This window comes from Mesorhizobium sp. BR1-1-6 (assembly GCF_020165355.1).
Classification (GTDB): Bacteria; Pseudomonadota; Alphaproteobacteria; order Rhizobiales; family Rhizobiaceae; genus Mesorhizobium.
The window spans coordinates 74,036-82,127 of sequence record NZ_JAIUHZ010000025.1; the positions used below are offsets into that span (position 1 = coordinate 74,036).

Annotated in this window: 7 protein-coding genes; 2 read left to right on the plus strand and 5 right to left on the minus strand. The window is 61.9% G+C overall.

All coding sequences use genetic code 11. The features are described 5' to 3' along the window. Nucleotide 1: 1 nt before the first annotated feature. From LB545_RS28385 to dapA, 3 genes are all read right to left on the minus strand, one after another. The gene (locus LB545_RS28385) at nt 2-712 is read right to left on the minus strand and encodes a GH25 family lysozyme (RefSeq protein ID WP_140494614.1); all 711 of its coding nucleotides are present in this window, start codon (nt 710-712) and stop codon (nt 2-4) included. Between the two features lie 83 nt (nt 713-795). Further along, nucleotides 796-1,275, minus strand: a complete 480-nt coding sequence (gene smpB / locus LB545_RS28390; protein ID WP_140494616.1) for an SsrA-binding protein SmpB — start codon at nt 1,273-1,275, stop codon at nt 796-798. A 25-nt stretch (nt 1,276-1,300) separates the two neighbouring features. Then, nucleotides 1,301-2,182 (minus strand): 4-hydroxy-tetrahydrodipicolinate synthase, encoded by an 882-nt coding sequence (gene dapA, locus LB545_RS28395; protein WP_140494617.1) that lies wholly within the window; start codon nt 2,180-2,182, stop codon nt 1,301-1,303. A gap of 303 nt (nt 2,183-2,485) precedes the next feature. Here dapA and LB545_RS28400 point away from each other — a divergent pair, with 303 nt between their 5' ends. Then, entirely contained in the window at nt 2,486-4,531 is a 2,046-nt protein-coding gene (locus LB545_RS28400) for a lytic transglycosylase domain-containing protein (RefSeq protein ID WP_224706171.1), read from the plus strand. A 175-nt stretch (nt 4,532-4,706) separates the two neighbouring features. Next, nucleotides 4,707-5,603: an alpha/beta fold hydrolase gene (locus LB545_RS28405; RefSeq protein WP_140494621.1), complete on the plus strand. Its 897-nt coding sequence runs from the start codon at nt 4,707-4,709 to the stop codon at nt 5,601-5,603. 134 nt (nt 5,604-5,737) lie between these two features. On the opposite strand, the gene LB545_RS28410 is transcribed toward LB545_RS28405, so the two are convergent. Beyond that, nucleotides 5,738-6,805, minus strand: a complete 1,068-nt coding sequence (locus LB545_RS28410) for a tyrosine-type recombinase/integrase (protein WP_140559454.1) — start codon at nt 6,803-6,805, stop codon at nt 5,738-5,740. A 241-nt stretch (nt 6,806-7,046) separates the two neighbouring features. Continuing rightward, a partial coding sequence (locus LB545_RS28415) for a porin (RefSeq protein WP_140633338.1) occupies nt 7,047-8,092 on the minus strand: 1,046 nt, incomplete at its 5' end.

Genomic DNA, 8,092 nt, shown 5'->3' on the forward strand with positions numbered 1-8,092 from the left:
CTTACAACGCCGGCGCGAACAATGCGGACAGTTTCTCCTGACCGCCTTGCAGGACGTTCAGGTCGACGTCACCGACGATGCCCTCGACGCGGCCCCTGTTGTGGTACTGCCAGTAGACCCAATCGTCGCGACCCGGCTCGAGCAGCAGTGAGCGAAGCCAGAGCGGACGGGCGGCGATCTGTCCTGCATAGGCCGTTGCTGCATCGTCGGTCAGATAGATGATGGCTTTCTTGCCAAAGGCGGCTTCAACGGGACCGAGGAAGGCCTGGAGTTCGGTGTCGAGTTGTTCGGGCGAAGGACGCTGCGGGCAATTGCCGCCGAACTCGATGTCGACAACCGGCGGCAGCAAAGGCTGGTCGTGCGGCACCACGGCGATGAAATTCTTCGCCTGGTCGGCGCCCGGCCGGCAGAAGGTGAAAAAGTGATAGGCGCCGACAGCGAGCCCGGCAGCACGAGCCTCGCGCAGATTGATGGCAAAGGCATCGTCGACATGATCGCCGCCCTCGGTCGCCTTGATGACCGCAAAGGCGACATCGGCGGCGGCAACGCGTCGCCAGTCGATCCGGCCCTGATGATGCGAAACGTCGATGCCCCTGACAGGATATTTGCCGCGATCCGGAGAAAACGCATGGAAATAGAAGAAGCCGCCAGCGACCATGAGCATTGCAAAAACCAGGCTGACCGATCCCCAGAGGATGATCCGGTTCTTCAAGACTGTCCCCTCCGGTATTCTGGCTCCTTGGCTAGAACCCTGAAAGCCAAACACTTATCCGCTTGGCTACCGCCTGGTGGCGGTCACCCGCGCTCTTTCAAGAGCCTGCCCTTCTCACGCGACCAGTCGCGCTGCTTTTCCGTCTCGCGCTTGTCATGCAGCTTCTTGCCGCGACCGACGGCGAGCAGCAGCTTGGCCCGGCCCTGGTCGTTGAAATAGATCTTCAGCGGCACCAGGGTCATGCCTTCGCGGTCGACGCTCTGCGACAGCCTGGCCATCTCGCGCTTGTTGAGCAGCAGTTTGCGGCGCCGGCGCGGCTCGTGGTTGAAGCGGTTGGCCTGCAGATATTCCGGTAGATAGGAGTTGATCAGCCAAATCTCGCCGCCCTCGACCGAGGCATAGCTGTCCTGGATGTTGGCCTGGCCCTGGCGCAGCGACTTGACCTCGGTGCCGGTCAGCACCAGGCCGGCCTCGATCGTGTCGAGCACCTCATAGGAAAACCGCGCCTTGCGGTTTTCCGCAACGGTCTTGTTGTTGGGATCGGCTTTTCTGACTTGATTCATAATGCGGAGAGGTGGCGCCTCATCCCTAATTTATCAAGCCGGCGTGCTTCATCGCCGCGTCGATCTTTTCGGCCGTCGATTGTTCGACCGTGACCAGCGGCGAGCGCAGCACGTTCTCGACCTTGCCGAGCTTTGAAAGCGCATATTTGGCGCCGGACACGCCGGGTTCGATAAAGATCGCCTTGTGCAGCGGCAGCAAGCGATCCTGCAATTCCAGCGCCTTGGCGCTGTCGCCGGACAGCGTCGCCTCCTGGAATTCGGCACAAAGCCGCGGCGCGACGTTGGCCGTCACCGAGATACAGCCGACACCGCCATGCGCGTTGAAGCCGAGCGCGGATGCATCTTCGCCGGAAAGCTGGATGAAATCCTTGCCGCAGGTCATACGCTGCTCGGAAACCCGTTCGACCTTGCCGGTCGCGTCCTTGACGCCGACGATATTCTTGAAGTCGTGCGCCAGCCGGCCCATCGTCTCCGGCATCATGTCGATGACCGAGCGCGGCGGGATGTTGTAGATGATGATCGGCAGCTTGGTTGCCCTGGCGACGGCGGCGAAGTGCTCATAGAGGCCGCGCTGCGTCGGCTTGTTGTAGTAGGGAGTGACGACAAGTGCAGCATCGGCGCCTGCCTGTTCGGCATATTGGACCAGGCCGATCGCTTCCGCGGTGTTGTTGGAGCCAGCGCCGGCGACGACCGGGGCGCGGCCCCTGGCCGCCTCGATGCAGACCTTGACCACCTGACGATGCTCGTCATGCGACAGCGTCGGCGACTCGCCGGTGGTGCCAACGGGAACAAGGCCTGTCGTGCCCTCCGCAAGTTGCCAGTCGACAAAGGCGCGAAAGGCTTTCTCGTCGAAACGCCCGCTCTTTTCGAACGGTGTCACGAGCGCGGTCAGCGAGCCTCTCAGCATGTTCGTCCAACTCCTTGGGACTTCTTGTTCACGCATATCGTTATCCCAAAACCGGTAGCCACTTTTGGGCGATAGGCATGGGTGTTTTCGTCTCTGGTCTTAATGTCGCGCCTTCTAACCGAAAGCGAGGCGGCGCACCATAGTCTCGACATGGTTGCGCGGCAAGCATTGCCATGCTGCCAGCAAACGCAATTCGAACGGCCTCGATAACCTTTTGTTAACTGGCCCTTCATGACCTAAGTTTACGGTCTGGTCCAGGTCGCGAAGCTTCCGCGCCTGCTGGTGATGTGTAAAGGCTGAACGATGCCGACTAGGCGGCCTCATCTTTTCGCGCTCCTGGGCGCGGTCGTCGCGCTGATGCCCGAGATGGCGATCGGCGGCAGCGTCGACGTGCAGTTGACATCGGCCATTCCGATGCCCGGCATGCAAAGCTCGCAAGATGCGGGTCCACGCGATACGGCCCCCTCTGCCAGCATCGTGCAGTTGAAGAGCGGTCTGGACGCACTGGCGGCGGGCGACATTCCCGGTGCCCGCGCCGCGCGCGATGCCCTTTCCGCCGGTTCGCTCGACCAGCACATCCTTGCCTGGGCAATCGCGCTTTATGGCGGCGACAAGGTGCCGAGCGGCGACATTGCGGCCGCAGCGAAGATGTTGCCCAACTGGCCGGGGACAACCGCGCTGCGCAAGAACAGCGAACGCGCACTCTATCGCGAGAACCCCGCCCCCGACATCGTTGTGCAGGCGTTCGACGGCAGCCAGCCGCAGACATTCGAAGGCGTGATGCTTCTTGCCCGCGCCTATGTGGCCCTGGGCAAGGCAGAGGCGGCGCGTTCGGTGCTGGTGCCGTTCTGGCGCACCGCGATCCTGGAGGCCAAGGACGAGACAGCGCTGATCAAGGAGTTCGGCGGGCTGATCCCGGCCGCCGATCACCGATTCCGCATGGAGCGCATGTTCTACGCCGACCGGGTCGGCGCGGCGCAGCGCGTCGCCGGCCCGGCGCAAGCGGAGCAACTGGCCACCGCCTGGGCGGCGGCCGACAAGGGCGACAAGAACACCCCCAAGCTGCTCAAGGCGGTACCGGCTTCACAGCGTTCGGCCGGCTATTTCTTCGCGCAAGCCGAATATCTGCGCAAGCAAGACAATATTGCCGACGCCGCCGCCATCGTGATGAAGGCGCCGACGGATCGCGAAGCGCTGGTCGACCCGGATGCCTGGTGGGTGGAGCGCCGGGTACTGTCGCGCGAGCTGGTCGACAAGGGTGACATGAAGGCCGCCTACAAGATCGTCGCCATGCATGCGGCCGAAAGCACCGCGAACGCCGCCGAAGCCGAATTCCATGCCGGCTGGTACGCGCTGCGCGGCCTGAACGATCCCAGGCTTTCGGCAACCCATTTCGCGCGCATTGCCGACCTTGCGCAGGGGCCGATGACATTGTCGCGCGCCTATTACTGGCTCGGCCGCGCCGCCGAAGTTGGTGGTCCGGGTAACGCAAAGGATTATTTTGCGCGCGCGGCGGCCTACGGCACGACATTCTACGGCCAGCTCGCCGCCGAGCGCATTGGTCGTCCGGCGCTGAACATCGCCTATCCCACGCCGAGCGCCGCCGATCGCCAGAGTTTCGCGGGCCGCGAGGTCGTCGCCGCCATCAAGCGATTGCAGGAGGCGGGCTACGACCGCTATGCCGAGACGCTCTATCGTGACCTTGCAGGACAGTTGACCAGCCCGGGCGAACTGGCGCTGCTGGCCGTGCTGGCGGAAAAGCAGGGCAACCACTTCATGTCGCTCAAGATCGGCAAGATCGCCGGCGCGCGTGGCATCGACGTCGGAGCGCTGTCGCATCCTTTGGGGGTCATCCCCGACAGCGCCGATATTTCCGGTTCGGGCAAGGCGCTGGCCTATGCCATCGCCCGCCAGGAAAGCGAATTCAACATCGGCGCCATATCGAGCGCCGGCGCGCGCGGGCTGCTGCAGCTGATGCCGGCAACCGCCAAGCAACTGGCGAAGAAGGCCGGGCTGCAATTCTCTCAGGCACGCCTGACCACCGATGCCGGCTACAATGCGACGCTGGGCTCAGCCTTCCTCGGCCAGCAGCTCGATCGCTTCAACGGCTCCTATGTGCTGACCTTCGCCGGCTACAATGCCGGCCCCAGCCGCGCTGCCCAATGGGTGGCGAAATACGGCGATCCGCGCGGCAAGGACATCGACGCCGTCGTCGACTGGATCGAACGGATTCCTTACACGGAAACAAGGAGTTATGTGCAGCGCGTGATGGAGAACTACGAGGTGTACAAGATGCGCATTTCCGGCAAGTATGACATTGTGGGAGATCTTGTGAACGGGCGAAGTTGACGGCTTTCGTTTCCTTGCGAGAGGAGTTGGCCTCGCGCGGATCCACTCGCCTTGGCTGAGTGAAGGGCCTCGCCACCTTCGGCCCGCAAGAGGAGAAGTAACTGCTCCATTTGACCATCCCTTCCCTCGCCTGTAGCAGACGGACCATCCGGCGAGAGCAAGGGGCAGCATTCCAATGGCGAGCGAAGGTTTCTCCGATTTCTTCTACGCGGGACCCAATGGGCTGAAGCTCCATGCCCGGATCTATGGCGACGCAAATTCGCGACATTGGCCAGTCGTCTGTCTGCCCGGGCTCACCCGCAATGCACGCGACTTCCACGAACTCGCGCTCTATTTGGCCGGCAAAGCGGGGAGCCCACGCAAGGTCGTCGCCTTTGACTATCGCGGCCGCGGGCAGTCCGATTATGATCCCGATGTCAGCCGCTATAATGTCGGCGTCGAAGCCGGCGACATTCTTGCCGGACTGGCGGCCTTGGGAATCGAGGAAGCCGCCTTCGTCGGCACCTCGCGCGGCGGCCTGATCATTCACGTCCTGGGTGCGCTGCGGCCGGCCATATTGAAAGCGATCGTGCTGAACGATATCGGACCGGTGATCGAGCCGGCCGGCCTTGCCCATATCCAGTCGTATCTCGAACGCAAACCGAAGCCGAAGACCTTCGCCGAAGCAGTGGCAGCCCAGCGCCGCGTTCACGGCCGGGATTTTTCAGCGCTCGCCGATGCGGACTGGGAGCGCATGGTGCTGGCGCTCTACCGCGAAACGGATCAGGGCCTGCTGCCGGATTTCGACCCGAAGCTGGTCGACACGGTTGCAAATCTCGACCTGACGCAGCCGCTGCCGGCGCTGTGGCCGCAATTCGACGCCCTGTCGGCCCTTCCCATGCTCGCCATACGCGGCGCCAATTCGAGTTTGCTGTCGGTGGGCACACAGCGGCAGATGCGGGAGCGCCATCCGGCAATGCAGACGATCACCGTCGAAGGCCAGGGTCACGCCCCTTTTCTCGAAACCGGAACCTTGCCGGGCGACATCGCCGCTTTCCTCGACAGAGCCGAGCGGCTGCCGACTCGCCTTTAAAAACCGTTGCCGGCGAGGCAAACGACAGCAGGGCGACCAAGGTAGGTTCCGAAGCCGGAATAGCATGCCTGAAATAACCCGCAGATCGGGGGATCCACGGAATTGGTTGTCCACAGCGTCTTCAAAGCGTGAACTTATCGGGACTTTGAGGCCTTCTTCATTGCCTTAGCCGTGGTCTTCACGGCTGCCGGCTGGTCTGCCGCACCGCGCGCGGCAGCGCGCGGGGACGGTTCGGGCGCTGCCTTCACGCTGTCGGCGCCGCCAGACCGGGGTACTTCCAGCACGGTGACGCAGCCGTCGAGGTCATTGGTGGCCAGATGCGCATAGCGCATCGTCATCGACAGGGTCTGGTGGCCGAGCCACATCTGCACGCGCCTGATGTCGATACCGCCCTGAACAAGACGCGAGGCGCAGGTATGGCGCAGAATGTGCGGCACCACCTGGTCGTCGGCGGCCAGACCGACTTCGGCCTTCGCATCGTTCCAGATGGCACGGTATTGAGCCTGGCTGAATGTGGTGAACGGGCCTTTCGGCCGACGGCCTTCGCCGGGAGGCAGCTTGATCACTTCCTTGACACGCTCGGTCATCGGAATGGTGCGGCTTCGGCCGGACTTGGTGATCCAGAAGGAGACGCGATGCTCCTGGATGTCGTTCCAGATCAGCCCGAGCGCCTCGCCAAGGCGGCAGCCAGTGTCGACCAGGAAGACGGAAAGCCGGTAGGCATCCTCGCTGCGGCTCCTGATGGCAGCAAACAGCCTGGCCTCCTCGTCCCTTTCAAGGAAACGAATCCGTCCCGACCGCTCCTTCTGGCGGCGGAACTCGGGCAGGCTGTGGATATCTCCCATCTTGTAGGCCTTGCGCAGCAGTTTGCTGAGGGCAGCCATCTTCCGATTGATGGTTGCGTTGCTGTTGCCGCGCTGGCGCAAGGTGCCGATAAGGTTGTCCAGGGTACTCTGGTCAAAGGCGCTGAAACGCTCCCCGAGCAGAATCTCGTCTATCTCGCCGATGAACGAGCTGACATTGTATTTATGTCGCCCATCATCCCACAATATATCTCGATATGCTGAAAAAAGATCTCCAACCCTATGCGATTTTACTTCTCGTATCCTATTGTAGGTGTAGTTAAACTTTGAGTTCTGAGAAGAAAACATCGAAAAATGATCGGAGGGCTCGCCCTCTTGAATCGCTTCGGTCGTCATCATTTGCCACACCCCCGAGTGGGATAGATTCAGCCCTATCCGCTTGGGAGCGTCCTTTCAAGAGATTTGAATCACGCAGTTGTGATTTCATCCGCCATCAGCGGATCCCACGAAACCATCCCACGGACTCTATTCAGCTACCGTTACCCCCTGTTCCTTCTGTTTGCCTTGATCCAGTCACGAAACAAAAACAGCCCGGGCGTTGATGCGCCCGGGCTGGATTTCACCTGTATGGAACCAGCCCTTAGAACGAGCGCTGGAAGCGGAGGATACCGCCGATGCTGCTCTTCTTGTCGGCGCCGGTCCAGTTGGAGAAGTCGGCGTCGTCGAACCTGCCTGCATTGAGGTAGTCGACTTCGGCCGTGACCGTGAAGCCCGGGACGACGTCGTAGGCGATGTTCGCCGCGATGCCCAGGTTCTTCCAATCGTCATACGACACCTGCGCGTTGAACGAGGTCTTCTCGTTGAACTTGTAGGTACCGCCGCCCCAGACAGCCCAGTTGCCGCCCCACTGCTTGTAGAAACCGCGACCATGAGCGTCGATAACATTGCCCGCGTCGTCGTTGAGGTTGTCATCGGTGCCGTAGCCGCCCATGACCCACAGCGACAGTGCGTCGTTGACGTTCACGTCCAAGCGAACCTTGCCGGCAACTTCTTCGTAGTTGCTGTCATAAGCGACGACACCGCTGATGGCGCCCCAGCCCTGCGTCCACTTCAGACCGCCGACGACATGCGGAACGTAGCTGTCGATCGTGCCGACAACGCCCGCGCCTTCTTCGAGCGAGACCACGGCCGAGAAGCCGTTGCCGGCGTCGAAGTAGTACTGAACGACGTTGGTGTCGAAGTCACCATAAGGAACCAGCGTATCCTGGATCACGTTGCCGGCGTAGCCGACGAACGTATCGAAGGCCGATTCGTCCTTACCAACGCGGAGACCACCGAGCTGGATCCAGGCGAAGTTCAGCGAGACGTCCTTGTTGTGGGCGGTGTTGGCGAACTCGATGGCGTTGTCGTTGCCGAAGTTGAAGCGGGTCTCGGTGTAGGTCTTCAAGGTGCCGAGTTCGGTTTCCTGGCCGGTCCAGGTCTTCAGCGTGAAGCGGGCATTTTTGTGCCAGGTGTCATTTACCGAGCCGTCCTGGTGGTCCGCAGTCTTCGAACCATTGAACGAACCGACGTCGCCGCCGCCGATGTCATAACGGATGTAGCCGCCGATGCGCAGGCAGGTCTCGGTGCCGGGGATGTAGAAGTAGCCAGCGCCGTAGACGTCGCAAATCTTGACGTATTCAGCGG